Source organism: Shewanella sp. SM101 (assembly GCF_025654465.1).
In the GTDB taxonomy this organism is placed as follows: domain Bacteria; phylum Pseudomonadota; class Gammaproteobacteria; order Enterobacterales; family Shewanellaceae; genus Shewanella; species Shewanella oncorhynchi.
Genome location: NZ_JAKKRH010000005.1, coordinates 117,558 through 144,173 on the forward strand (window position 1 = coordinate 117,558; position 26,616 = coordinate 144,173).

18 protein-coding genes are annotated in these 26,616 nt (G+C 44.0%); 7 read left to right on the top strand and 11 right to left on the bottom strand.

Annotation, left to right across the window (positions count from 1 at the left end; genetic code table 11):
• Positions 1–10 precede the first annotated feature (10 nt).
• A complete protein-coding gene (locus L5M38_RS04385; protein WP_263166328.1) occupies positions 11–748 on the bottom strand; it encodes a class I SAM-dependent methyltransferase in 738 nt (245 codons plus the stop codon).
• A gap of 153 nt (positions 749–901) precedes the next feature.
• On the opposite strand from L5M38_RS04385, the gene gloB reads away from it, so the two are divergent.
• Together gloB and L5M38_RS04395 are read left to right on the top strand one after the other, a co-directional pair.
• Positions 902–1,693, top strand: a complete 792-nt coding sequence (gene gloB, locus L5M38_RS04390; protein WP_263166329.1) for a hydroxyacylglutathione hydrolase — start codon at positions 902–904, stop codon at positions 1,691–1,693.
• A 232-nt stretch (positions 1,694–1,925) separates the two neighbouring features.
• Positions 1,926–3,473 (top strand): LysM peptidoglycan-binding domain-containing protein, encoded by a 1,548-nt coding sequence (locus L5M38_RS04395; protein WP_168827800.1) that lies wholly within the window; start codon positions 1,926–1,928, stop codon positions 3,471–3,473.
• Between the two features lie 128 nt (positions 3,474–3,601).
• Here L5M38_RS04395 and L5M38_RS04400 read toward each other — a convergent pair whose 3' ends face one another.
• Genes L5M38_RS04400 through L5M38_RS04410 form a run of 3 tightly spaced genes read right to left on the bottom strand, consistent with a single transcriptional unit; the run spans position 3,602 to position 6,600 of the window.
• Entirely contained in the window at positions 3,602–4,222 is a 621-nt protein-coding gene (locus tag L5M38_RS04400; RefSeq protein WP_113939588.1) for a BsuPI-related putative proteinase inhibitor, read from the bottom strand.
• A complete protein-coding gene (locus L5M38_RS04405; RefSeq protein ID WP_263166332.1) occupies positions 4,222–6,048 on the bottom strand; it encodes an AsmA family protein in 1,827 nt (608 codons plus the stop codon). The genes L5M38_RS04400 and L5M38_RS04405 overlap by 1 nt, the downstream gene beginning before the upstream one ends.
• A 57-nt stretch (positions 6,049–6,105) precedes the next feature.
• Positions 6,106–6,600: a putative 4-hydroxy-4-methyl-2-oxoglutarate aldolase gene (locus tag L5M38_RS04410; RefSeq protein ID WP_028760092.1), complete on the bottom strand. Its 495-nt coding sequence runs from the start codon at positions 6,598–6,600 to the stop codon at positions 6,106–6,108.
• Between the two features lie 220 nt (positions 6,601–6,820).
• On the opposite strand from L5M38_RS04410, the gene L5M38_RS04415 reads away from it, so the two are divergent.
• Entirely contained in the window at positions 6,821–7,141 is a 321-nt protein-coding gene (locus L5M38_RS04415; RefSeq protein ID WP_028760093.1) for a hypothetical protein, read from the top strand.
• Between the two features lie 251 nt (positions 7,142–7,392).
• Here L5M38_RS04415 and L5M38_RS04420 read toward each other — a convergent pair whose 3' ends face one another.
• Complete coding sequence (locus L5M38_RS04420) at positions 7,393–9,165, bottom strand: DUF885 domain-containing protein (protein ID WP_263166334.1); 1,773 nt, start codon at positions 9,163–9,165, stop codon at positions 7,393–7,395.
• A gap of 312 nt (positions 9,166–9,477) precedes the next feature.
• Here L5M38_RS04420 and L5M38_RS04425 point away from each other — a divergent pair, with 312 nt between their 5' ends.
• The 4 genes from L5M38_RS04425 (at position 9,478) to L5M38_RS04440 (ending at position 13,006) form a co-directional block, all read left to right on the top strand.
• Complete coding sequence (locus L5M38_RS04425; RefSeq protein ID WP_263166337.1) at positions 9,478–10,881, top strand: DEAD/DEAH box helicase; 1,404 nt, start codon at positions 9,478–9,480, stop codon at positions 10,879–10,881.
• A 61-nt stretch (positions 10,882–10,942) separates the two neighbouring features.
• Complete coding sequence (locus tag L5M38_RS04430) at positions 10,943–11,443, top strand: peptidylprolyl isomerase (protein WP_263138382.1); 501 nt, start codon at positions 10,943–10,945, stop codon at positions 11,441–11,443.
• Between the two features lie 672 nt (positions 11,444–12,115).
• Positions 12,116–12,370, top strand: coding sequence for a hypothetical protein (locus L5M38_RS04435; RefSeq protein ID WP_263166339.1), 255 nt, complete (start codon positions 12,116–12,118; stop codon positions 12,368–12,370).
• 3 nt (positions 12,371–12,373) lie between these two features.
• Complete coding sequence (locus L5M38_RS04440; RefSeq protein ID WP_263166571.1) at positions 12,374–13,006, top strand: DMT family transporter; 633 nt, start codon at positions 12,374–12,376, stop codon at positions 13,004–13,006.
• Between the two features lie 562 nt (positions 13,007–13,568).
• Here L5M38_RS04440 and L5M38_RS04445 read toward each other — a convergent pair.
• The 6 genes from L5M38_RS04445 to L5M38_RS04470 all read right to left on the bottom strand — a co-directional run bounded on the left by L5M38_RS04445 (position 13,569) and on the right by L5M38_RS04470 (position 26,566).
• Positions 13,569–13,727: a hypothetical protein gene (locus L5M38_RS04445; protein ID WP_263166341.1), complete on the bottom strand. Its 159-nt coding sequence runs from the start codon at positions 13,725–13,727 to the stop codon at positions 13,569–13,571.
• A gap of 208 nt (positions 13,728–13,935) precedes the next feature.
• Positions 13,936–14,637, bottom strand: a complete 702-nt coding sequence (locus L5M38_RS04450) for a GIY-YIG nuclease family protein (protein ID WP_263166343.1) — start codon at positions 14,635–14,637, stop codon at positions 13,936–13,938.
• 159 nt (positions 14,638–14,796) lie between these two features.
• Positions 14,797–16,233 (bottom strand): hypothetical protein, encoded by a 1,437-nt coding sequence (locus L5M38_RS04455; RefSeq protein WP_263166345.1) that lies wholly within the window; start codon positions 16,231–16,233, stop codon positions 14,797–14,799.
• Between the two features lies 1 nt (position 16,234).
• Positions 16,235–21,238 (bottom strand): AAA domain-containing protein, encoded by a 5,004-nt coding sequence (locus tag L5M38_RS04460; protein WP_263178437.1) that lies wholly within the window; start codon positions 21,236–21,238, stop codon positions 16,235–16,237.
• Between the two features lie 279 nt (positions 21,239–21,517).
• Positions 21,518–24,622, bottom strand: coding sequence for a type III restriction-modification system endonuclease (locus L5M38_RS04465; RefSeq protein ID WP_263178438.1), 3,105 nt, complete (start codon positions 24,620–24,622; stop codon positions 21,518–21,520).
• Between the two features lie 12 nt (positions 24,623–24,634).
• Positions 24,635–26,566, bottom strand: a complete 1,932-nt coding sequence (locus L5M38_RS04470; RefSeq protein WP_263178442.1) for a site-specific DNA-methyltransferase — start codon at positions 26,564–26,566, stop codon at positions 24,635–24,637.
• Positions 26,567–26,616: the final 50 nt, after the last annotated feature.

Consider the following 26,616-nt stretch of genomic DNA (forward strand, 5'->3'; position numbering starts at 1 on the left):
AAATGCCTTATCAGTTTTCCGAATGCTCTGATAAATGTCCCGAACGACCCGCAGTCGGTGCCGTGGTCCAATTTGTCTGCCGCACCTTACGTTTATCGCGAATAGGTGTGAGTGGCGACTCGAGTTTACGTGCCACAATTAAATACAAACTGCCCGCGCTAGGAAGCCATGACGCTAAACTCTGTTGCAAAAATTTGCCTTGGGTAAACTCGCCCATTAATGGGTGATAGACCAAACGCTCATCCCCCACCACTTGATAACCTAATAAACCTAACCAATCTCGCACCCTCGAAGGCATAAAAAAACGGCCATTCCAAGGAAGACAATCCTGATATTTAGGCCATAACTTACCCAAAAATACCGGACTCAAGGGATTAAAACCGACGATAAAAAGATAGCCTCCGGCGATGAGTACCCTATCGGTTTCGCGAAGAATACGGTAAGGATCGGGTTCAAATTCGAGCAATAGACTCATTACCACCGCATCTATCGCCGCATTCTGCAGGGGTAGATGGCAAAAATCGCCTTCAATAGAGGCGCCTTTAGATGGCGAGAGTGAAAAATGATGGGCGACTGGCGATGCCATGCTCGACAATTCGGCACTCAAAGGCCCTAACTTTAATAAATGATAACCAAAGACTCTTGGCCACCACTCTTCAAGCTGTTTAGCGACGGCTTGCTGTAGTGCCTCACCATTGGGTAGGTCACTCCATTGTTCGGGCTTGAGCTCAGTACTAAAATGCGACACAGAGTTCCTCCGTTAGTTGGGTAGACAAGTATCCAATGGGGTCAAAGATGACCACATTCTGCCACAGGGCAAAAGCGGCAAAGGTCGCCAAGGGCCGTTCACTCATGGATAATATCTTTATCTTCAAATTGAAATACGGACATAGGCAGTTCTATGCTCACTATAACAGCGATCAAAGCCTTTAATGACAATTATATCTGGGTGTTACAACAACAGCCCCATACTCAGGTTTATGTTGTCGATCCCGGCGATGCAAGTGTGGTCATTGACTATCTGCAAGCCAATCAACTCACGCTAGCGGGTATTTTACTGACCCACCACCACAATGACCATACGGGTGGCGTAGCAGCGCTTCAAACCTATAGTCATAATAGACTCAGGGTTTATGGCCCAGATAATGAGAAGATCGAAGGCATCACACATCCACTGCACGCAAAAGCCAAGCCCAGATTCACACTGGAGTATCTCAGCGCTGAGCTGCAAGTCTTAGATGTACCAGGCCACACAGCAGGACATATAGCCTACGTTGTTGAAGATGCCTTATTTTGCGGTGACACCCTGTTTAGCGGCGGCTGCGGACGCTTATTTGAAGGCACGCCAGCGCAAATGCTCAACTCACTACAGCAACTTGCCCAGCTTCCCGCCGACACTCGGGTGTATTGTGCCCATGAATACACACTTTCAAACCTCAAATTTGCCCTCGCGGTCAATCCCAACAATCGCGAGCTCCAAGACTATAACGAACGCGCGATGCAGTTACGTCGCCAAGACAAGGCGACTGTTCCCTCCACCATCGCTTTAGAGCGTGCCATCAATCCCTTTTTACGCCCTAGCGACACTGAAATTGTTGATAACATAAAACAGCATTTTAGCAGTCTAAATCACGCAAATTTAGACGAACTCAGCGGTTTTACCTTACTCAGACAGTGGAAAGATAATTTTTGATCACAAAAGCAATATTATAGATTGAAATTCAAACAGTTTTTCTCATTTTTGATGATGTAAGTCAAAAATGGCCTTACATTATGTACGATAATTAAGGGACAAGATCGAAAAGATCCCATAGAATGGCTCGTTTTGCGTGAAAACTTTGCGCACTGCGTCGTCTTTATCTTCATATAAAACATACTGTTACTATAAAGAAAAGCGATGCACTAACAGAGGACTACCGTTTTCAATGAGAGTATCACTTTATGTTGTTGTAGGGGGATTTGCCCTACTCACAGGCTGTCAAACATTAGACAACCATGGCGTTAACCAAACAGAAGTTGAAGCCGTCACAACCGAAAATACAGTCCCAGAATATTACCTCGCAACCGAGGCTCCATCGGCGCAAATTACCGATGTGTGGGAGCGAATTCGTCAGGGCATGCAGTTACCGGTTCCAGATCAAAAATTGGTGAATCAATACCGTGATTGGTACATCAAAAATCCACAGCATCTGGCGATCATCTCGGAACGTGCTGCTCCTTATATGTACATGATTGTAGAAGAACTTGAAAAGCGTCATCTTCCTATTGAGATAGCTTTGTTACCCATAATTGAAAGCGCCTTTGATCCTTCCGCATCATCGACTGGCGCGGCATCGGGTCTGTGGCAATTTACCACACCTATGGCCAGTCATTTCGGTTTAGAAATGAACTGGTGGTATGACGGTCGTCGTGATGTCCCCGCATCAACGACTGCGGCGCTCGATATGCTGGAATACCTCTACGATAAAACCAATAACAATTGGCTTTATGCTATTGCTGCCTATAACTCGGGTGAATCACGGGTGCTCAATGCAATCAAACGTAACGAGAAAAAAGGCTTAAAAACGGATTTTTGGTCATTGGATTTGCCCAGAGAGACGGAGCGCTATGTGCCGCAACTGCTCGCACTGGCAGAAGTCATTAAACACGCTGATGAATATGGTATTTCTTTAGCGCCAATTGACAACAATCCGACAATTGAAGTGGTTGATATTGATAGCCAAATTGATTTAGCCATGGCGGCAGGTTTTGCCAATATGACCACGCTTGAGTTACAAAAACTCAACCCAGGTTATAACCGCTGGGCTACATCGCCACTTGGTCCGCACACCTTAGTGCTACCAATTGATAAATCGGAAGAATTTAAAAAAGCGCTCGCTGAAACAGAAACCGAAGATAGGATCAGCTGGTTACGTTACACGATCAAATCTGGCGATAGCATTGGCAAGATTGCTACGCAGCACCATACGACCGTTGCCGCTATTCGCGCCGCCAACGGCATGAAAAGCAACACGATCGTCGCAGGCAAGCATTTGATTATTCCTGTCGATGCGCAAGACAAACAGCTTTATGCCCTGTCAACTAAGCAGCAATTGCCGAAAAAATCACATGCTGCAGTTGAATCAACAAAAATTGCTTATCAGGTTAAGTCAGGAGACACACTCTCAGAAATAGCCCAAGCCCATAAAGTGACGGTGAAACAACTCAGCACTTGGAACAAATTGGCTAAGAATAGCAAGCTACAAAACGGTCAGCAGTTAGTGATCTTAGCACCAAAGGAGCTTGAGCAAACCGCACAAATTCGTACTGTTAGTTACAAGGTAAAATCCGGTGATTCACTTGCCCGTATCGCCAATAAATTTAACGTAACTGTTGCCGAGCTACTCGAGTGGAATAGCCTAGCGCAATCACAGTATTTACAACCAGGCCAAGTGATCAAATTAGTGGTTGATGAAACTAAGTTGAGTGCGTAAGGACTAAACTGGCACATAGTTCGAACGGATTAGTGCTATAAATCTGAGCCATAGATAACAAAAAGGCAGCAACCCTATCGGATTGCTGCCTTTTTCTATTACGGGCTTTTCTATTATGAGAGGCGGCGTTATTCCATCGTCAGTAATAAGACAACGGGCGCCATAACAACGGCATCAGACTCTAATGCTTTAGCGGCAAAATGCGCTTCTAAGCGAGCACCATCTGCAGGTATTCCTGCAAATGCTTTGGGCGGAATACTAAATGAAGTCGTGATCACTTTCCCTGCCGCCAATTGGCTATCACGTAATGCTTGGGTAAACATCATATCATCCGACCAAGCCCACAGACGTTTGCCCTCTTGCGTTACCAACCACAAATCCGCCGTCATCCCAGAGTTATAACGTAGGCCGACAGCATAGGTTTGTGGATTTGTCACAGTCAATGTCGCCTTAACCGACTGCTTAAAATCGATAAAAGGTTCTAGAGTTAATTCGCCGCGAAGCAAGCCTTGTGCCTTTTCTGCCATCACAGGTTCAGCCTTTAATGTCGGAGTGCTTTTAAGCCCAGAAACATCGAGCGCCAGATCGGCAGCGCGAATAATCTCAGGCTGAACGGCCGCAGCTGTTGTAGTCTCACCCTTGGTTGACTGACTCGTGTCAGCGGCTTCGGGCGCCGAGCACCCAACAAGTTGCCCGCCGACAAAAGCACTCGCGCAAACAAGTAATGCGTAACGCGTTGAAGCAACCATTAAAAACCGCCTAGTTTTTTCAATAAGGAGTCTTTTAATTTTTCCTTAGCTTTGTCGGTTTCTTCCTTTAGCTGATTATTCAGTAAGGCTTTAGTATCCAAAGCATATTCAGGTTTTTGGAAAGTGCCTGTAATCGCCAACGGAATGTCAACTCCAGCCAGCGCATCTTTGTCGCTACCACCCTGACCCTTCAATGAATTCACTAGGCTAGCGGTTAGTCTGTAGTCCAAGGCTTCAGTCAATAAATTCGCAGTGCCTTTACCATCCAAACGCAGTAAAGGCGAAGACAAGGCAAGATCTGGATTCGTGGCAACGCCATTATCCAACGAGAAACTGCCCGTCAGACTCGAGAAGTCAGTTTTGCGCTCCGCCTTCGTTTCTGGCGATAAGTCGCCCTTTAACTTAGCTTGGGCGCTGCGGATCATCTGTGGAATATTTACCCCGTACAGAGCACCGTCATTAATATCAAAATGACCATTCGCTAACAGGTTTTTCTTTAACTGCTCAGGGATCAAACTCTTACCTTTCCCCTTCACATCAAAGTTGGCTGTACCCGCCAGTAAATCCACATCCGCTGCATCTTTCAGCAAAGGACGAATTTGTACGCCCGTCACTTTTTTATCGAATTGATAACTTGCCACCGCTTGACGAGCATCAACCTGAGCGCTCACCAGCAACTGACCTTGATATAAATCCGCATTCAGTTTCGTCAAATCTAACACGCCATTTTTAATGCCCACATCCATTAACCAATTTTGAGTCGACAGATTCGCGACCTTAATAGACTTAACAGTCAACTTGAGTTTTACATCAAGCTGCTTAAGGGCTGAGAGATCAGGCTCAACTTCCTGAGTGTTTGCTGCTGGCGCTTGTTCAGCGGTGGCCGCAGCCTCTGTTTTTGGTAGCAGTGTATCTAAATCAATATCACCAACTTGAAAATCAGCATTAATTTGTGGGATTTTCGTACCATAATTAACACCCACTTTACCCGCAGCGGTAATGCTCGCCGCGGTAAGCTGCGCAATATCGACGGACAATTGCTGTTTATCAAGGGCGATTTGAGTTGCTAAGCTGACAGATGTTTCGAGTTTCTTGTTCGGAATACTCTCACCTTCCACCACAGTATCAATTTTCAGCCCATTGATAACGAGTTGTTTAAAGTCTCGACTGAGTTTTAGTTCACCTTTAGCTTCGCTACTTATCGTCATATCCGGCATAGTTGCACTGAATTCAAAGGCGATAGGCGCAAATTTATCTAAAGAGAACTCACCTAGGGTGAAGCTACTTAAGGTAAAGACTTGAGTCTGCTTATTAGCTTCGTCAATCATATTAATTTGGGTATTGGTGATAGAAATGCCACCAATATTAATGTCGTTAAGTTTGGCATTCGATGAGGATTCGGCGGCAGTTGGAGACGCAGTTTTTGGGCTATTATCGCCACTCAACCCATCGAAACTGCTAGTGCCATTTTTACGGGTGACTAAATTGATCGTTGCGCCATCGAGACTCAATTCTGCAATTTCAATTTTCTGACTAAACAACGGCATTAGCGCCACTTCAGCAACGGCTTTTTTGACTTCTAACATAGCCTTAGGCGTAAAGCCTTCAGGGTTAGATAAAGACACCCCTCCTAAATTAATACCTATAACAGGGAAAAATGTCCAAGATAAATCGTCAGAAATGACTAATTCACGACCCGTTTGTTTTTTTACGGCATCGACTATTTCAGGTTTAAAATCATTAGGGTCGAAAAAGACGGTGAGATAAACGGTGACTAAAAGAATGAGCGTCACCATTAAGGCTAAGAGCCACTTAATGAATTTCATATAAATATCCTTATCAAAAACAACTTGAATTTATAGCAACTAATGCATTTAGAAATGTTAATTTAAAAATGCAAAGTTCAACATTTCATCACTTACTGCAATACCATTTTCATCCGCATAGAGCATCATACCGGGCTTAACCGTCACGCCCCCCATATCGACAGCCACATTAATTTGGCCTTGACCTAACTTTTCGGTTTTTATCGGCATAGCCCCTAAGGCAAAGACACCTAAGCTGAAAGTATTTAATCTTGCCACATCGCGAACACAACCATTAATCACTATCCCTTGCCAACCATTATCTAAGGCGCTCTGCGCTATGAGATCCCCTAACAATGCGCGGCGCAGAGAACCGCCGCCATCGACAACGAGCACTTTTCCATGCCCATCCTGTGCAAGTATCTCTTTTACCTTTGAATTATCCTCAAAGCACTTTACTGTGACTATCTCACCCCAGAAGAGCCGTTTACCACCAAAGGGTTTAAATGCAAGGGGAAGTAACTGTAATTTAGACGGATAGTGGTCGAATAAATCTGGTAGTAGATCAAGCATTTGAATCTCCATGATAGTCTATAACTTTAGACTACTCATAATTGTAGACCCCGACAAGGTCAAAGCAAAAATCAGCGGAATTTTTTATTTCATTTTAACGTGCAAAGGCTTGGTGTATATTGGCATAAGCATTATAATCTGCGATAGTTAACGTCCTATGACACTCTTTAAAGTTTCATACATTTGTTCCCACACCTCTTTGTTATAAAGCGAAAACCAAATGACAACTGATCTTGATTTACAGAGCGCAATCGCAGCTCTTGATGAGTATGGATATGATAAGAAAGTCTCAACGGATCTTGAGCAAGCACGTAACAAGCAACAAATGGGTAAATATATTAAATCTCTCGACTATAGTTTACGTCGACTATTGATATTACAAGAAACCGTTAATGAGTTAGTTGAAGAAAAGAAACATCAATTAGCTCAGCAAGAGAATATTCAAACCTACAAAACAAAAATCATTAACTTGTCGAGAGAATTTAACATTTCTTACGATGAAGTATTAGCGCTGATGGCATCATCTAAATCTAAGAAGTAAATTTATCGCCATTGTGCTCTATCACCTCGCAGTTAAATTGTTTGATTAACATCTGCATATGCCATATAACGAAATATATACTTTTTCGGTTATATGGCAGAATTTTCGGCTTTTCATTATTCGCACAGTGTTAACGATTTCATTTCATAAGTAACAATGCCAACTTATGTTAAGCTCACACTATACCTGTCTAGCGATTTGGTATAAAAAAGCAGAGCCTAAGCTCTGCTGATTTATATCAATATGCGAACTTATTTGCTCTGCATTAATTGGCGAATATATTTCACTGGTGCACTACCATAACTCAAGAATGTTTCGTGGAAGGTTTTAAGGTCAAAATCTTTACCTTGCGATTTTTTGTATTCTTCACGGAAATCATAGATTTCTCGATAACCGGAATAGTAACTCGTCAGTTGCACTTGACTAAGTGTCGCACGGCGCCACTTGCCTTCGGCTTCAGCTTGCTGTTGGAAGGCTTCATTCATCATCAGGGCAATAGCTTGGTCTTCGGTCATGCCTTTCACATGAATGCTATAATCCAAAATAGTGTTACAGATAACACGTAAATTCCACTTGTAGTACATCAACCACATTTCAGGCTCAAAATTACCATAGCCTTCTTCTAACATCATACGCTCGGTATAAACCGCCCAACCTTCAACCATAGCGCCATTGCCAAATAAACTTTTCACTAAACTCGGAGATTGATTAGAGTAAACGAGTTGAGTGTAGTGCCCTGGGATGGCTTCATGAATATTGAGGATTTGCAGGATCCAGTGATTATATTCACGTAAGTAACTCTCGGCAGACTCATCACTCATGCCATCGAGTGGCGTCACGTTATAATAAGTATTACCTGACTTCTCATAGGGTCCAGGCGCACTAATTGATGCACCGGCATAACCACGCATATATTCGGGCGTTTCACGAACAACGAGTGGCTTTTTAGGATCCAATGTGACTAGTTTTTTCATATTTACAAATTCAATCAGCTCTGGAATTTGCTTACGCACTTCATTCACGAATTCATCGCGCTGAACATGCTGAGTCGATAATTTATCGATTAATTGGCGAATGGCGAGCTTACTGTCAGCAGGTTTTGGCGTAGTAAAATATTTAGGCCATAACTTATCGGTAATTTTGGCCATTTCTCCTTGAACACGCTCTTTATCGGCTACGGCTTTTTGATATAGCTGTTTCGCCGTCATCCCCGCTTGAATATCAAAGGCAAATTTTTGCTCATATAACACCTCGCCAATTCTAAAACTACGTGCTCCATCTTTTTTAAGTTGAACCACTAATTTGTCTAACCAAGCGATATGGCCGTTAATCGCGGCAGTTGCTGCATCGAAACGCGTTTTAAATAACGCTTTTTCCGCATCAGTCAGACCAGAGTCGGCGACCTGTTTTAATAAGTCATCGGAAAAAACCGAAAATGCACCTTGATTCTGCAGCACAGCTAACTCAGTGTGCTCCAATGTTGGTTTGCTAATGTTCGCCTGCGCGGCAGCATAATAAGCTGGCACATTTTCTAAACGCGCTAATACCGAACGTAATCTGTCATCTAATGGAGCGAAATTTTCATTGATGATTTGGGCAAAACCGCCCGATACGTTGTAGCTTGAAGGATCCCACTGCCAGGATTTAAAACTGTCAATTTCCCATGCCATGCTACCGAGTAAATTGTCGATCAGATGGTAATCAATCAGCTCATTCGGCGTTAGCGACTTTTGCTCGAACTGAGTCAATTGCGCTTGCTGAGCTTTCACAAACGCTAAGGTCTTTGCTCGACCTGCTGCATCGGGGATTTCAAGGTAACCATCGTTAACATGCTTGCCACTGTATAAGGCCCAAGTCGGTGATAATTCCCACAATGAATCAATAAAGGATGCTGAAAATTGCTCAAATGAGTGGGCTTTAACTTCAGGTGCGACTACGGGCGCGGTTTGACTCGTATGGGATTGACAACCAGCAAGGCTGGCCAGCGATAGCACTATCGCAAGGGAAATAGCGTTTTTTTTCATTATTATGGGTCCTTTGTTAAGATTTATCAGGCATACAAAAATTACCTCAGTTAATCATATTGCCCCAATAATTGCAGCTATGTTAGCCATGAATACATGCGCGGTTACAAAATTGTAAGTTCTCAATATTTTACCGCCTATCATTCGCCTATTCGACGTATAAGCCCCTCTTTACCAAACACACACACAAATAATGATAATCGCCTATTCTGTTTCACCTCCTGCTATAATATCGCCCTGCTTCACTGTTCATGCTTTAGCGTAACAGTTTGCTTATACATTATTGACCTGACCCTTTACCTGAGACATTCAATGCCATTTTCCAAACTTGGATTAAGCGATCCGATTTTAAGAGCCATCACTGAGCTCGGCTATTCACAACCTACTCCGATCCAAGAAAAAGCCATTCCGGTGATCTTGAAAGGCAAAAACCTGCTTGCTGGCGCGCAAACAGGTACAGGTAAAACCGCCAGTTTTGTGTTGCCAATACTGCAAATGTTCGCCGACATGCCGAAAATCCGTGCTAAACGCGTTCGTGCATTAATCTTAACGCCAACCCGCGAATTGGCCGTTCAGGTAGAAGACAATATTGCCAAGTACGCCAAATACCTGCCGCTGACGTCTATGGCCATGTATGGTGGCGTGGATGCCACACCGCAGAAACAGCGTCTTATTGAAGGCGTCGATATTCTGGTGGCAACACCCGGTAGATTGCTCGATATGTACACCCAAAGAGCGATTCATTTCGATGAAATCTCGGTATTAGTCCTAGATGAAGCCGATAGAATGCTCGATATGGGATTTATCGAAGACATCAATAAGATCATCGAACGTCTGCCAACAGAACGCCAAAATCTGTTGTTTTCGGCAACCTTATCTAAGCAAGTGCGCTTTTTAGCGAAAACAGCGGTTGAAAACCCTGTCGAAATTGAAATTGCCCGCGACAGCGCAAATGCACCGCAAATCGACCAATGGTTGATCACTGTCGATAAAGATAAAAAGTCGGCCCTGTTAAGCAAACTCATCACTGAACAAGCGTGGGAACAGGCACTGATCTTTATCCAGACGAAACAAGGCGCCGCCAAACTGGTTAGCCAACTCGAAAAACGTGGCATTGCCGCCGAAGCCATTCACAGCGGTCGCAGCCAAGCGGTACGCGAGCAACTATTAGTGGATTTCAAATCTGGCAAACTACGCTTTTTAGTCGCGACTGGCGTTGCTTCCCGCGGTATCGATATCGACGCCCTCACCCGTGTGGTCAATTATGATTTGCCCGATGAAGCCGATGATTATATTCACCGTATTGGCCGAACCGGTCGTGCAGGCGCCTGCGGCGAAGCCATCTCCTTTGTTTCTAAAGATGATTTTAGGAATCTATGTGCTATCGAGCGGCGTCTAGGTCACCTCATAGTGCGTAAAGAAATTGAAGGCTTTGTGCCGAACAAAGAAGTGCCTGTGTCTATTCTCGATTTTGTGCCCAAAAATACTACGCCAAAAACCTTTAAAGCCCGGGCACCTGAGGCCAGATCCTCGCGCCCCGCGAAAGAAGGCTCCTTTGAAACCGCCCATGCGAAAAAGCATCGCAGCGCGAAATCAAAGCCAGAGGTTAAAGCCAATGTAACACGGCCGCAATCTATTCAGACTGACAATGGTAACGAGACAACAGGTCGCAGCGCGCCCTTTAATCCGTGGAATAGCGGCCCTAAAACTAAGTAATAACTCAGTACAAGTCGTGACTTATTAGATATAAAAACTCATTAAGATAGAAGATATTAGCATGATTACATTTAGCACCAATCTAGGCGACATCACTATAGAACTCGATTTTGAACATGCGCCTGTCAGTTCAAAAAACTTTGTCCGCTATTGTGAAGAAGGCTTCTTTGAACACACGATTTTTCACCGAGTGATCAAAGGCTTTATGATCCAAGGCGGCGGGTTTACCGCAAAAATGAAGGAAAAACCAACCCACGAGCCTATCGTTAACGAAGCCAACAAAGGCCTAAGTAACACCATAGGCACAATCGCTATGGCTCGCACCGATGCGCCTCACTCGGCCACCGCGCAATTCTTCATCAACACAGCCAATAATGACTTTTTAGACCATACTGCCACCACCAATAACGGTTGGGGCTACGCGGTATTTGGTAAGGTTACTGCGGGAATGGACATTATCCAGCAAATTGAGAAAGTCAAAACCTCCACGGTCGCTGGCCACGAAGACGTGCCCCGTGAACCTATCGTCATCGAGAAAGTAACGATTAATATCCAAAGTTAATTTTTAAAACAATAAGACTTTTTCGTTAATATGATTAATCGCTCAGTTTTAGTTAAGCGATTAATCATTTCCCCAAAGTTATTTAGTTAACTTTTCAGTACCATTCAACGCAATTTCATTTTATATAAACCTAAAAACACTAAATCCCCAATACAAAATCACTTAGTATAAAATCAACTGATGGATTATTTAAGCGTTGCCATTATTGACTTAAGACTACTACATATAAAATTAACCTCACAATATAGACCTCTTTCAAACAATGTTATTCATCATAAAAGCTGAAAAACAGCAGCACATACCTGACATCAATATCTTATACTAGCCGCACAAGTTGATAATATTAAAACAATACACCAACCATAATCCTTATGGTAAAAAGAGGCTTAACTTGCCATCTGATATAGATAAAAAAACCATATCTGTATCTATTATCATTTCTTGCTAATGCTTATTATCCCTATTTATTTTTAAGCCAGAATCATTACTACCTTAAGCAGCGAATCCTATTCAGATAAGCAGAGAAAGCTTGCTATAGTGATCAGAAAATGATGTTTCTATTGGATTCTAATAAGCTATATCGTAACTTCTGTGTCTTTGTTGATTAAACCAGAACTCTCATGACAAAACTTTTTGACTAGAGATAGCGTCTAAGCATTTAGGGAATTTATTTTGAATAATAGAAAAGGTAGTCTGTTTATGGTTGCTGCGATGGCAGCATTTTCTATTGAAGACATGCTGATCAAATCCGCAGCAGAAACCACCTCTATCGGCCTCATTTTAGCGTTATTTGGCCTAGGTGGAATGTTGATTTTTATACTGTTAACCTGGCGAAAGGGTGAAACTGTGCTTCATCCTGCAGTCTTGTCTACCCCCATATTAGTACGTGCACTATGTGAAATCGTCGGCCGATTCTGTTTTGCTTAAGCCATCACGTTAACACCACTCTCAAGTGCATCCGCTATTTTGCAAGCCACACCTTTAATCGCCATGCTTGGCGCGGCATTGTTGTTCGGTGAACAAGTGAATCACAAGAGATGGCTTGCAGTATTGATTGGTTTTATGGGCGTGCTGATGATCATTCGTCCAGGACTTGATGGTTTTGAGGCCACATCTTTATTCGCCGTTATCGCTACCTTAGGTTTTGCAGGACGCGATTTAGCAACACGCGCAGCCTCTCCCGTATTATCTAATATGCAGCTTGGAGTGTATGGTTTTTTTGTGTTGATTCCTACAGGCTTAGCGATACTGATTTACCAAAATGAAGCAATACAGTTTAGTGCTACCGCAGCAATACAAATAATTGGAGCAATCGTCTTTGGTGTAGTTGCCTATAATGCGCTGACAATCGCTATGCGCACTGGAGATGTATCGGTAGTAAGCCCCTTTCGTTATACACGTTTACTCTTTGCCTTAGCTTTAGGAATATTTATATTTGGAGAATCCCCAGATTTGCTGACTATTCTGGGAAGCCTACTCATAGTATTAAGTGGCGGCTATACCTTAGTTCAAGCGCGTAAAAGAATGACAACGAATAACATAGCTAATGTGGCAAAAACCTAAGGACTCACTAAGAATGGCTAATCGTATCTCTGAAATGATGGGTTTTAGTGAGGATAATAACGGACTAGAACACCCTGAAATGGTCCCAAATAGGTCCCAGAGCAACAAAGGGAACCAGTAAGATACTGATTCCCTTTGCTTTAATTTGGCGGTGAGAGAGGGAGTCTACTTCATGATATAACGTATTGAAAAATAAAATTAATATAAGCAGAAGGCAGGGCTGCATTACTTTTTGCATTACTTCTGATTTTTGATGTTTTTTTCAATTAGACCAATGACTTACCCTGGGAATCCGGCTCCTCGACTTCAGCTCAAAATAACAGCATAACTAATTGAATTCATTTATTTTTACAAGCTTACCGGGAAGTCAATAAAAATTTAACTATAACTAGCACTAGTCGCCATATTTAACTGCTATTCGTACATCTGTGATTTATTTTGATGGCTTCAATGCGTAGATCAGACGTTGTTTGAGCAACGGCTTCATCGCTAACTGGCAAACGTGAGATAACGCTTGCATGGTGTTTAAGTTTAGGTGTGCCACAACAAGCATGCCATATAACTAACCATCATTCTCATTCGCTTTGGCTATCACCTCTTTTTGTTTTTGGGTCGCCTCTTCGATAATTTTTGTAAAAAACTTTCTTTTCTCCCTAAATGATGCGTTGCGCACAAAATCAGAGAATGCTGTGGATTTGACTTTGCGACGCTTGGTAATCATTAATACCTCCCAAACCTGCAGCAAGCAGAACAACCCATATAAGATGAAAAATCAAACATTAACTTTTTGTAATAATTGCATAATTTTAAATATAACGTTTATCAGCACAGTTTAAATCACTGTTTCTCACCGATAGTCACTTTGTACATTTATATCAATGATGACTTCAGGATGCGGTCTCTAGGTTTTAATAATTGTTTATAATCCTTCACAAGCCAGCCACCGGTATCTGAGCGCCCTGGCTTTTAATATAATCCAAGTCTGCTTGGTCTAAATCGAACCACTCACCTTCCCGTCTCTTATGTGCAAATCGGACGTGTAACTCCCGTTCCGCTTTGGAGTAACTATCAAACCAGCTGTAATTGATAAGCTTAATCGGAAACGGCAACTTCACTTCGAATAGCCGGGTACGAGATTTTATATTTACAGTCTTGCCTATTTTGTAACCGTATTCCGATTCGATCAAGTACACGTAACCGGGTACATCGAGATACTGACCACTATTACCCGGCGATTTAAGGCCAAGGATTTTACCAAACTCCATGTCATCCAGTTCGGGGAAGTGTTCGGCGAATAAATCTGCAAGCATATAGCGCACGCATACATCGTCAGCGAATTTAAAAAATGGCTTGTTTCGCCAAAACTGCCTGCCGCTTGGATTCGGTTTAAGGGTGATGTCTGCTCGAGCCCAACAGACTTTGGCACTGCCGTCTTGAACATTAACTGATAGCACTACGCCTAAAGCAACGACATCCCCGACAGTTTCAGCTTCGTTCCACTGTGCTAACACCACACAGTGCCGTGGACGCAGTTTTGAATAAAGTTCCGCTGGCGCCAACAGACAGCTTTCAAGAATCATAGTGTCTGCTTCTGACTCAGAATTGACGGCTAATCTCCAACAATGGTTCATAAAAGTATCCCTATCAATTGTAAGTAAACTGGCCAGAACGAATATCTAGAGACTGCAAACGCAAGATTGAATGCAATGTACTACTATTTCTCTATAGACAGAAAACCCTCATGACCCGGCGCGATATCTAAAGCGCCAAGCCATCACGATTAAGTGCTGTTACCTTTTCTTTGCTAGCACTGAAATTAGACCGCAGTCATTTGGCTTATCAAACGAAGCGCTTCCACTAATATATTCAGCTATTAGTTTTCCGATTTTGGCAACGGTAGCGGGATCAGTTGAGATAAATCCCAAAGGCATGGTTACAGGTAAAGATTTTGGTTGAGTGAAATGATAAATAACCGCTACCAATTCATCTTCAAGGTGAAGGATCTCGACATTGCCATCCAAGAAACCTTCAACAAGCCCTTTTGTCTCACCATGGAACTGCCCAATTTCTGTCTCCCATTGTCTAGCAGCTCGGTAATTCCCCTCATCGGATATTGGTAAATACAGGGTCGGCTTATAAAGGTTTTTGTGTTTTGTACTCGACTTATTGCCAAAATCACTTAAGCAAGAAGTGAAACTTTCACTCTTTGCCCAGTATGGATCTGAAGGCGCAATCCAACGAAATCGAGTACCGCCGGTATCTACTTTTGCCTTGATTCGTTTTGCAAGGACCGGTGCTAGTGTCTTCTGGAACGTATCCCAGTTGCTTGTCGAATAAATAGGACCTAGCAAGGTTACTCTTGCTGATTTGGTATGCTCCTCCAACATCTTCAAATCCTCAACAAAGTTAGGATTGACAAGGTTTGTCTTGCTATCAAATACCTTCAAGGTGTCTTCATCACCGAGTGTGACCATTGCCTTAAAAAGGCTCATCATGTTATCAGGTCTTGATAAACGAGATAACTCTATAGTCACCAACTCATGAACATACTCAGAGCTATTTAGCTCTTCAAAGTCTTCACGTTCGACAGCTTTGCCATCGTTGTCCATCTGAAATTTTGTTTTCAAACGCAACGGTAGCTGGCGCAGCTTATTGACCGAGTTGACAGTGTATACAGAAGGGCGTTGATTGCCCGCCAGCGTCAATAGGTTAGGTAGATAGTCCTTATCAAGGATCTGGTTAAACTGATGCTGAAAGTGCTTTTCCACCAGCTTTTCGCTTTGAGATACCGTACTATCGTCAATTTTCAGAAATATACCTGCTTTCCACTTGTCCTGAATATTCTGATTACTAAAGCAGCTGAACGTCGCTAAATCAAATGATAACGAGGCGCCACTATCCTGTATGGTAGAAAGCAATGGGATCTCACCGACATCAGAAAAGTAACCTTTTGATTTTTCTGTTAAAGTAAGCCTACCATCCGGCGACAGTTCCAACTCTCCACGCTGAACAAGATCAGAAATCGCTTCTTCAGTCTCAAGCCGACTTAGTCCAAAATAGTTTGCTACATGTGACTTACTCATTGGAGCAACATGTATAAGCCTCAGCACAAACTCTCTTATAAAAGGCAACCCTTTTTGCGAAATATATGAGAACTGAATATTAAACCTTTGAGCTGGCAGTAAAAAGTCAACCTCATGATAAGTAAAAGCATTTTCCGGACTCATTTCAGTTACCTCCCTGCTTAGCTGCAATAAACTTGTACCCAGCTTGCTGACCACCCTCATTCATATAGCGAATAACGGAACCTAACGGAAGTTCCTTGTTAACACCCTTCCAAAGGTCCGCATTACCAACAATTAACAAACGGTCCATGGCTCGAGACATGGCAACGTTAATTCGATTTGGTGCTCGCAGGAAGCCTGGAGAATGTCGCTTATCAGACCGTGTCAATGACAAGACAATTATTCTGTTTTCCTTTCCTTGGTAGCTATCAACTGTGTCAATTTTGACAAGATCCTTAAAGCCATCACTCCAAATTTCTTGATTGAATTTCTGACGAATTAGCCTTTTTTGTTCGGCATACATGCAAATTACACCGATTGCTGCTTCATCTTTATGTATTAGCTTTAAGAGTTCAGCGACGAGCTCAGTATTCTCTGATACCTGTTTGAGCACATTAATAATTTGATCAGCTTCGCAGCGGTTGTAGATACTCATCCCACGGTCTTCTGAATGATGCGACCTCTGCCCTAAGCTAGATGTGTCAAGCCAGGTCACGACACTGCGAATGGCTTGTGGCGCATTCTTATAGACATCTGGTACAACTCGCTCCCCATTTCGCAGTTTTCCGTCGTAAAAGGTCTTGGATACCAAATCACCAATTGGTGGGGCCATACGGTACTGCGTCAGCAACGCTGCGCTGGCCTGCCTACCATAAACAGAGTTAAACGCACGAGCAAAATCACTTTGTAATACTTCATCAATATCTGTTCGCGAATTGTTTATCCCTAATTTCCTTGCCAACGCAGCTTTATGCGCATCGGAATATAACGGAGGAAGCTGTAGGTGATCTCCCACCAATAGAATGCGTCTAGCAGACTGCATCGCAATGGCTAATTCACTCGCAATTGAACGCGCAGCTTCATCAATGATAACCCAGTCATAAATTTTGTCCTGTATACCAATGTGCCCCTGCCCAATACCAACACATGTGCCAACCACCAGCTGTCTGGAGCGTGCATAAAACTCATCAATGTTAACTCGCTCTCCCGACAAGGCATCCTGCATATCCCTTGATATTTTTGCTATCGCTTTGACACGACGAGCCTCATCAGGCCTTACCCCATAATTGGTACACAGCTTGGAAATCAGTAAGTCTTTGGCATCAGAGACCTTAGCTTCAGAATCTAAGCTAATGCCATACGCTGAACTCAGTTTGGAGCGGATAGAAGAGTCGAGTTCTATTGCAACATCCTTCAACTTTCTTCTGTCCGTCTCATCAACCAAGTCATTGACTTGGTATAGCAATGACTCGAGATGGTCAATTTGCTTAAAAAGCTTAAGCTCTGCTAACACAACACTCGAGATAAACTCTGGTTCCAGACCAATCGCATCGCTCAAGGCTTCAACTCGGTACTTACTTTCAGCATTGAACAGTTCACGCTTCTCCGTTGTAATCGCATTTGAGTAAACGTCTTTCAGGCCTGGCGATACAGCGCCTTCGCGGTTACTAAATCTAACAACTTCCAAAGGTGTATTCAGACGAGCACAATGCTTTCTGATCCGCTCTGCCGCAGTATTCACGGCTTCATGTGACTGGCTAACAAGCAAAATTCTTTGGGTGTTCTGCTTTTCTACCAAATAGTGCACAAAAGCGGCAATAAATTCTGTTTTACCAGTCCCTGGTGGTCCCTGTAATAAAGAGAGTGGGCCATTATTGACCAACTTGGCAAAAGCGTCCCGTTGCTGCTCATTCAAACTAATCCTATTTCCGTATTGGTCCTCTCGGTCATACCTGGAGAAATCTGAATCGCTTAAGGTGATACCGTAATTTTGAGCAGTAGTTTTGCAAGAGGGATCGAAAAGATCGATTAAGTCAGGCATTACGCCTTCACGGTCGAGTAGTCGCTCCAAAGCTCGTTTGCGCTTCTGGTACGATGCGCGATCCTGCTTGGTACGAAAGAACACAATATCTGAGTCAGTCAACGAGTAGGCTGCTTGACGGGTTTTGACCAGACGGATCTCCTTTAACGCAGATTTCTTAAGTGACACTTCGCCAATGAATCGCTCTGCCCCATCTTGATCAACCACTAATGCTTCGACTTCATCGCTACTGCTGAATCCACCAAGAGGGTCTATATCCGTTGAGTAAGGGAGCAACAATTCACCTTTGGCTTCTGCAACAGGAACAATTTCACCGCTGACTTCAATATTGGGATAAGATTCTGTCTCAGTATCCAAAATTGATCGCCAGAGTTTCGTTGTCGAAATTTGTAGCCTTTTTGCCGAAGAAGGTTCCAAAGCTTGTTCGTCTAGCCTTGCGAAAGCTTCCTTTAGCTGAGTAGTAAGGTCGTCTTGTTGTTCTTGCTCGTCTTCAGGTTCTAACTTATCTTCCGGTGCAGTAGCCAGTTCAATCGCACGAGCAAACGACTCTTGATCATTAAGTAGCTTAGTTAAAGCAGACATATCTTGCGGCCGACCGGGAATAATCCTTATTCCCGTATCAATTTCAAACTGACTTTCATCTATATCCTGCTTTCGAATCGATGTACGTGGCCATGGCTTTAACCCAACTTGCAGTACTCTCTGCTTTTTACAGTAAAATGCGGAAAAACTACCACCGATCCCAGAAAAGGTTACTTTGACTTCATTTGACGCCTTCTGATTTGGCTCAACTTTGACGTAAAGGTGTCCATTATCAGGTAAGAGAGTAATAGCTTCATCGGTGCGGCTTACTATAATCTCAATTAGTGGTTGCTCTGACAAACCGATGCCACTGGATATCGCCTTCTTAAAGCGACCCAATCCCCTGAAACCAAATTGAAAGTCCTCCAATTCAGCCCTAATTGCCGTCGCCAAGGCTGGGTAAGTTTCAGACTCGTGCCCCCATTGCAGGCCTAACAACTCACAAGACATCTTCATCACGGCAAAATTATCACGCTCAAAAGAAGTGCATCCATCAATATATTCGGGGCTGTAGAGGTGATTTTTTTGATCCTCGCCTGACGGTGAGAAATCAGGAATATCGACTAAGTAAAGAGAGCGGCTTTCAGTCTCAAGCATCACATTGCCAGGATGGATATCGCCATGAGATATTCCAAGGTCGTGTAAATGCTCAACTGCCGCAACAAACTTACTAATTAGCTCGATTTTTTCATCGTCAGCAATTAGCGCTTTATCCCAAGTTTCTCCTTGAATGTGATCTGTAACCAAATACAGACTTGAGGACTTAGAAGCAATACCATACTCACGGATTTGCGGCAGATACGTCGGTTTTACTGAGGATAACTTATCCAAAAACTTAAGAAACTTCAAAACCAGGAAATTTGTTGTAGGGTGTTCTCCCTGCCCACCAACATTCAACCATGCCTTTACAAGTCTTCCTTCAGATACATAGACTTCCTTTTCGCCGGTTTCGACTAAAAAATCATCATCTTCGCGATACTGACGCGAGTGATTGATGGGATGCCGATAGGGGTCAAGCTCTGCGTCATCAAACGTTGGAAAAGCTTCGCTTGCTGGTTCTGCTTGCTTCAACGCATCGAAGAACTCTGTTGCAGACGTGAATCTTGCAGCAACAGCATCCAGCAAGACTTCAGAGTACCATTTATCACTCTTTAGCATGTCCTCCTGAACAGTTTCTAAGCTCTTGGGAGACATTCGCTTTGCACTTAACAAGTGCCATGCAACAAGCCCCAAGGTATGAACATCCTGCTGAAAGGGCGTCAAATCCGTCTCGTCGAGCATGTCTAGTGCTTCAACAGCGCCAACAGAAAGACTTTTACGATAATCGCCAACGGTGCCAATAGGTTGGTGGTACGCCGAAATAAAGCTTGAAAGTGCGACTTCTTTAGAAGGAGAGAGCCAAAGACTATGATCCGCAATATCTCTGTGAGCGATTTTTATCTCATGCAGATCACCAAACTTGGCAATCAAAAGCTTAGTGATGTTTAAGCGGTCCAAGTCAGAAAATGCATTACCATATTTTCCGATGAACTCGTTAAAGCGGACATGGCCAGGTGGAAGTTCGTATACTTCACAGTATTCTGCGGTAACTGCATCTTTTTGGACGCTCGTCAGTGAACGCAAGCAGTGGTTGTAAAGGTCCCGGTTCTGGTGATTGATATAGTGCAATACTTCACGCTCGCGTGAAACAATCTCAACTCTTCCTTCTGGTGTGTAGCCTTTACTTCCAGGGGCATTCTTGAAGTTCCAGACACGCAGTAATACTTCTGAGCCAGAGGATATCTCAGACTTTGCAAGGTACTCCCGATAAACATTTTTCGGATGATCGAAAATCTTTTCCTTGGCTTCATAGCCATCTACTCTGAGCGCTTTGGGTGCAGTTTGAACACCTAAGAATAACGTATCGAAGATAGGGAAATCTTTATTCAAATTCTGTGCGTTAGGGTGTGGCCTGAATTGGTTATTAAAAATATTTCGATCAGCAAATTTAAGGAAATCGTTCAATGAGACAGTATGAAGGAGCTGATCCGCTGGCAACTGACTAAAATCGGCATTCCCAGTCATCACAACGAAGAAATGCACTTGAGGAGGGTAACCTTTGTTTGTAAATTGATTAGCAAGGCGCTTCAACTTTTTGTCGAGCATGAACTTTTTGCCACGGGTCACACTGACCGGCGAGCGTCCCATATTTTGCTCACCTTTGTACCAATTATCACCTCGTTGCGTCACAGGCTGATGGTTCCAGTTTTTCAACTCAACGATGATGGCATTGCAGTGGGTGACAATAACTAAATCGAATTCACCTTCTTTTTTTGCCTCAACAAAACGAAATCCTGCATAGCCCTTCCAAGGGAGCATTCCATTGCTGCCATTTCTTTTACGTTGGTCCTTTCCAAACCCAAGGTTTTGCAGTTGATCGCCAAGTGAGCCCCCGGCACGTTCCTTTGCCACCTGAGAATCATTGCCCGAAAAGACGTTTTTTATTTTTTCAATGGCTTCAACTTCGTGTTCTTGAAGACCGCCGTCCCAAATTTCTACTTCCAACGTAAATTCCTTTTAATATTAACCAAATCGCATATAGTCAGGCCGCTACAACGAGGCCCCCGCGACTAAAACAAATAAAACAACGTCTCTTGGCTGAATTACCCTGTGCATTTGGCACCTCAAAGAAGCAATTATGGCCATTGGCATGAGTTTCGTTCTGGTGGCCTAAAGGTGAGAGTTAACTCCTTTTAAATTGACCAAAGGTTCGAAACCTTGATCAAACCGGTAACTCTCACCTTTCCCAAATGATGCGTCAGATGACGTCGCACCTAATCTTTGTCAGCGCACTAAGTCCATCAAGCTTTTGAAATTGTCCACAACGTTGTAAGTGACATTCTTCGAGGCAAGCTCAGCATTGAGCTTGTTGAAAAAACGCTGAGCACATTCAATTTTTGCCTCTTCCATTCCTTTCAGTTGGAGCGAAGCCATTGAGCCTTTCGTCTCCGCGACAAAATAGACGTGCTTGACAGCCCCCTCTTCAAAAGCGATGGCCCAATCGGGGTTATAGTTACCAACCGGGGTCGGAATAAAGAAACCTTTAGGTAACTTAGCGTAGACACTGACCTCTTTAGCTAGCTCCAATCCACCTTGCTCATCTGATTTGGTATCACCAAACACAAACTTCCGCTCAACCTCTGAATCAGTCACCAGGTAATCATAGATATGCTTTTTCAGTGGATTACCTGCATTTGTGAAGTCTTGCTTGACCTGACCAGCGGTAAAGATTGAGGTATCAAACCTTTCTTCCAACAGATCATAGGTTAAATGCTCAACGACCATAGTCGCCTTTTGCTCATTAATGAGCAGCGCCGCCTTACTGATAAAATCTTCCGGATTGTGCCTGAATTGGGCAAAAATCGTGGGATCTATTTTTTGCAGAATGGCAGCAACCGTACTGCGTTTAAGTTTAGTCAGCTCACTTACCTTACCCAGCAGATCATATTTCACTGACGAGTGGACCGAGTGTTGGTACTCCTCACGCTCAGTCTCTGAAACCATAAAACCCTGTCCTGCTTTCAACTGTTCGGCGGTCGCCCCGTCAACTTGTTCACCGCGAACAATGTTGAAGTGCAATTTTTCCACCCGTAGCTTGGCATCCAGTGCACGACTCGCTTTATTAACGAGTTCACTTGAATCAAACTCAACCTGATAGATAGCTTTGTGGTTAATCCGCGACCAGAGCTCCTGAAATTCCTTTTTATCGAAATTACTGTTGAGCGGGTTTATCTTTCCTTTACGGTCATCACCCACATCAGGCAAGCGCTTATCACTATAGACGGCATCCAACATAGTAACTATCTGATCGGCAAACGGCTGCAGCTCCTCTGGCAATCGTGCCAAGGTACCTTCTTCTTTTGCCTTCAAGTAGGTATCGGTAATTCGGTCCTGCTCATCGGTGTAATCATTCTTAACCAGATAACGTTCTATCTTTCTGGCCATCTCTTCGGAGATCTTGATATCGCCTTGCTCTGTATGCAGTACCAAACCCGTAAAATACTTAGCATCCGCTTTTTGCGGTCTGGCAGAGAGCGAGTCACTAATGTCTCTTTGTAAGGCTGCAACGAAATCCTTATAGCTCTCACTCGCCACAACCGTTAAGCGATTAATATCATGAACTCGCAGAGGGTCATCCATGCGGTCACCAAACTGGTTCACCGCCAAACGTAAACCTCGGCCCACTTCCTGGCGGCGTGAAATGGTGTTATCACTGTGCTTAAGGGTACAGATCACAAACACGTTCGGGTTATCCCAGCCTTCACGCAACGCTGAATGGGAGAAGATAAAACGGGTTGGTTCAGAAAAACTCAGCAGTTTCTCTTTGTCTTTAAGGATCAGGTCATAGGCATCGACGTCGTCTGTTTCTGTCGCCTTTTTGCCGACCACCGGGTCAACCAAGCGTTTTGACTTTTTGTCGATAGAGAAATAGCCATTATGGGTTTTCTCAACCGCAATGTCCTTAAGGTAGGTCTGATATTCGCCATCAAATAACCCAAGGTGATTGTCTCGCTCTTGCAGGTACTCTTCTTCGAACATCCGAGCGTATTCACCCTTCTCATCCGCCGCTGAATAATCGCGGTACTTGGCCACTTCATCGATAAAGAATAAGCTCAACACCTTAATGCCTTGCCCAAACAACTGACGCTCTTTTTCAAAGTGTGCTTTAACCGCCTCGCGGATCTGCATCCGGCGCAGCGCTGACTCACTGACATCTCCACAGGCATCGCCAGCGGTCAGCTCAACACCATTGGTAAAGCTGATGGTATCGGTATTCGCGTTAATGTCTGAGACAACGAATCCCTGATACTGGTCAAGTCCGTTGGACTGCTCAAACAAGTTGTAACCCTTGTTAACCTTGCGGACCTCACGTTTTATCCCACCACTGGTCAGGCGAACTTCAAACTCGAGGCGTGCGACCGGTGCTTTTTTCGCTGAAACCTCTATCTGCTCCAAATAGAGGTAGGCATTGGTACCAGCAAGCCCTTTGGTTGTAATACCACGCACAGCGATTTTCTTTACCAGCTTTTGGTTGTAGGCATCCAGCGCGTCGAGTCGAAATACCTTGTTATGCTCAGTCTTATGCGTAGCTGAATAGCGCAGCATAAACAGTGGGTTAAACTCGGCAAAAGAGTCGAGGGTCTTCGCGCCCTCCATCTTCTGCGGCTCATCGAGGATCATAATAGGGCGATTAGCCTTGATGATATCGATGGGCTTTCGCGATTGAAAACTGTCCAGCCCTTCGAGCACCTTAGTACCATCGGCAAGTGTGCGCTCCTGACCATAGATCCGACGTGCATCGGCTCCCCGGGCGTTGAAGGCCTGTACGTTGATGACCATGACATTGATGCCGCCATCAGATGAGAAGGTTTCAAGCTCATGCAATTGCTTGGAGTTGTAAATAAAGAAGCGAGCTTTTTTGTGGTAATCCTCAAGGAAATGCTCAGCGGTAATTTGCAGCGATTTATAGACGCCTTCGCGGATCGCAATGCTAGGCACAACAATAATGAACTTGCTCCAGCCGTATTGCTTGTTGAGCTCGAAAATGGTTTTCACATAGCAGTAGGTTTTACCCGTACCGGTTTCCATTTCGATATCCAGATTCAGCGGGCTTGCTTTACTCGCCACCAGTTTAGTGGATTGTGGTAAATACTGCCGGGCCTGCACCGCCTGAATATTGGCCAACAGCTGCTCACTGGTTAATTGTAAATCCGCATTTTTAAAACCCTCGTCAACCACTACCGTTGAACCAATATGACCTTTGGTATCCGAGCCTGGATCTATTCTGTACCGGCGCGCCGCGTCATCATGCCGTTGGCTTTTAAAACAATCGACGATCGCTTGAACCGAGTTTGCCTGATAGGCCTGGTGTTTAAACTTTAGTTTCATCACCTCACCCCGTTAGATAGTCTTGACATCGGTGGTGGGGCTTAACTGCTTAAGCAACTGCTCCACATTGATTTTTGCCGCATCGGAGGCAAAGCCCGCATCGCGGAACACCAGTCGCAGCGGTGAAAAAGCCGCTAACGTTTTGATGAAAGCTTCATTCACCGCCCCGGTTTTATCAAAACAGGCTACCAGGGCACCCTGGCAGTTATTCGCGTCGGCATCGACAAAGAACACTGTCTTACCGGCAATGGTTTCACGGCGAATTGGCAAGGCAAGATCCACTCCCCAATCCAACATGACCTGGAACAGCAAATCTTCTTCTGTGCGATCTTCTTTGACATTTTCGACTTGAGCAAACAGATCAGCTTGGGTAATCGCATCAGGATTGTAATAAACATCAGACATGTTCGATGAGTCTATTTTCAGAACACGAAAACCTACATCCTTGTTCCAGTTCTCATTGGGACAATTCTCTAGAATCTCCTTACCTGCTCTACGAAGGCGTTCCTTCGTCAATTCGGCAATATTTGTCTTAACACCAATTTTCTTACAAAATATAGCCGCACTTTTTTGAGTATTATTGTCTTCTAACAGCGGCTCAGGAAGTTGAATTGCAATGTATTGGCGACAGCCGCCATCTTGTGCATTAGCTTTCAAGGTTGCGTGTGCAGTTGAACCAGAGCCTGCGAAAAAGTCCAGAATGATTCCATCCTTTGCACCTGCAATAGTAATCATTCTCTCGATCAGCCGAATCGGCTTCGGTGTAGAGAACACTTTTTGGCCAAGTAGCGCTGCTGTTTCTTTTTGCGCTTCATCGTTGTGCCCACACTCCGCAAACGTCCACCAAGTCGGAGGGACAATTCCCTGTTTAACCTCGTTTAGGAAACGCTTAAGCCTCGGTTTCTTGTAAGACTGATTAGGCCCCCAAAATAGCCTACCTTCGCGTTCAATTTCCAAGTGTTTTTCCTTGGAGTATCGCCAGACCGCATGTTCTTCTGGCCAAACCGCCTCGCCTGTTCGAGGATGCGTAATTGAATACCAGAGAGTGGGTCGCTCATCTTTGGATTTGTTACTAACGTAATTATCTGAAGCCCATTCGCCCCTAGGGTCATTATCTGGATTTTTGTAGCGCTCGTTTTGCTCTGCTTTGCGTGGTAGCAAGCCTCTGACGAAAGCCTGCGATTTTCTATAGACAAGAACGTGGTCGTGCATTACACCGATTCCAGGATCATCATTTGCCACTGCATATTTTTTTTGCCATACAACGTTTGCCACAAAGTTGCCATCACCGAAAATTTCATCACCTATGCGTCGCATATTTGCAACTTCGGTGTCATCCAGCGTGAGAAAAAGCACTCCGTCATCGGAGAGGAGATTTTTAGCCAACTTAATTCTTGGATATATCATTGACAACCAATCTGAATGAAAACGGCCATTCGAATCTTTATTGGTGACAAGGCGATTTCCTTTTTCATCGACTTGGTTTGATCTCCTTAAGAATTCTTCACTGCTTTCGGCGAAGTCATCTTCATAAATGAAGTCATTTCCCGTGTTGTATGGCGGATCGATATAGATCATCTTGACCTTGCCCAGATAGGTCTCTTGCAGCAATTTCAGCGCATCGAGATTATCGCCTTCGATAAACAGGTTCTTGGTGGTATCGAAATCCACGCTTTCTTCCTGGCAAGGTCGCAGGGTCTTGGCAATCGGTGCATTGGCCGTTAGCAGCGCTTTGCGCTTACCCGGCCAGTTGAGCTCATAACGCTCCTGTGGCCCCTCGACGATATGGGTCGAGAGCTCTTGTTTAAGCAAATCGAAATCGATGGCCTGTTTAAGTTTGCCATCTTTGCCGCGTGATTCGGTGACGCAGCTTGGAAACAACGCCGCCAATTGCTCAATATTCTGAGCCACCAGATTGGGGCTATGCATTTTCAGTTTTTCCATTATTGGTTCCATTTATTCTTCTAATGTTTAGGCAGTACAGCACCTAAGCG

Excerpts from the sequence above, each read along its gene's own strand:
- L5M38_RS04400 (WP_113939588.1), bottom strand. The coding sequence starts at position 4,222 with ATGGTTGCTTCAACGCGTTACGCATTACTTGTTTGCGCGAGTGCTTTT.
- L5M38_RS04420 (WP_263166334.1), bottom strand. The coding sequence starts at position 9,165 with ATGAAAAAAAACGCTATTTCCCTTGCGATAGTGCTATCGCTGGCCAGC.
- L5M38_RS04425 (WP_263166337.1), top strand. The coding sequence starts at position 9,478 with ATGCCATTTTCCAAACTTGGATTAAGCGATCCGATTTTAAGAGCCATC.
- L5M38_RS04470 (WP_263178442.1), bottom strand. The coding sequence starts at position 26,566 with ATGGAAAAACTGAAAATGCATAGCCCCAATCTGGTGGCTCAGAATATT.
- L5M38_RS04430 (WP_263138382.1), top strand. The coding sequence starts at position 10,943 with ATGATTACATTTAGCACCAATCTAGGCGACATCACTATAGAACTCGAT.
- L5M38_RS04405 (WP_263166332.1), bottom strand. The coding sequence starts at position 6,048 with ATGAAATTCATTAAGTGGCTCTTAGCCTTAATGGTGACGCTCATTCTT.
- gloB (WP_263166329.1), top strand. The coding sequence starts at position 902 with ATGCTCACTATAACAGCGATCAAAGCCTTTAATGACAATTATATCTGG.
- L5M38_RS04445 (WP_263166341.1), bottom strand. The coding sequence starts at position 13,727 with ATGATTACCAAGCGTCGCAAAGTCAAATCCACAGCATTCTCTGATTTT.
- L5M38_RS04450 (WP_263166343.1), bottom strand. The coding sequence starts at position 14,637 with ATGAACCATTGTTGGAGATTAGCCGTCAATTCTGAGTCAGAAGCAGAC.
- L5M38_RS04395 (WP_168827800.1), top strand. The coding sequence starts at position 1,926 with ATGAGAGTATCACTTTATGTTGTTGTAGGGGGATTTGCCCTACTCACA.
- L5M38_RS04465 (WP_263178438.1), bottom strand. The coding sequence starts at position 24,622 with ATGAAACTAAAGTTTAAACACCAGGCCTATCAGGCAAACTCGGTTCAA.
- L5M38_RS04455 (WP_263166345.1), bottom strand. The coding sequence starts at position 16,233 with ATGAGTCCGGAAAATGCTTTTACTTATCATGAGGTTGACTTTTTACTG.
- L5M38_RS04415 (WP_028760093.1), top strand. The coding sequence starts at position 6,821 with ATGACAACTGATCTTGATTTACAGAGCGCAATCGCAGCTCTTGATGAG.
- L5M38_RS04410 (WP_028760092.1), bottom strand. The coding sequence starts at position 6,600 with ATGCTTGATCTACTACCAGATTTATTCGACCACTATCCGTCTAAATTA.